This window comes from Neisseria sp. P0021.S006 (assembly GCF_051956895.1).
The window spans coordinates 1-429 of sequence record NZ_JBQCWZ010001320.1 but is presented as its reverse complement, the minus strand read 5'-3'; the positions used below and the strand labels follow the sequence as shown (position 1 = coordinate 429).

The 429-nt window shown below is 50.8% G+C and carries 1 pseudogene; it reads right to left on the bottom strand.

The features are described from left to right. A pseudogene (locus ACTHUM_RS20090) lies at positions 1-364 on the bottom strand (zinc transporter ZupT); the annotation flags it as partial. Positions 365-429: the final 65 nt, after the last annotated feature.

Genomic DNA, 429 nt, shown 5'->3' with positions numbered 1-429 from the left:
CAATATGGCGGCGTTTGCTTTCTTGAAAAGACGGGTCTTGCGCATCTAAGGTTTCATGCGGGTTCGGCACCAGGCGGTCAATCAGTGCGATGCCGCCCATACCGGCCAAAAATGCCATGGTCGCCGCCGCAAACGCGTGGTCTTTATCATAAATTTCAGCGAACGCCTCGCTGGACTTACTGAAAATTTCCGTCAGAGAAACATAAACCATCGCACCGCCGGCAAATGCCAAACCAAACGACAACACGCGCGGATTAGGCGTTTTGGAAAACATCACCAAGCCGCTGCCTAATACGGTAAACAAACCGGCAGCCAACGTGATGGAAAAGGCAACGGCCAAATTGGACATCGAAAAATCGGGCATGAGAAGACCTGCGCTAAAAGCTTGGACAGGGTCAGACTGACACTTGTTAATGCGCATAATAAGAG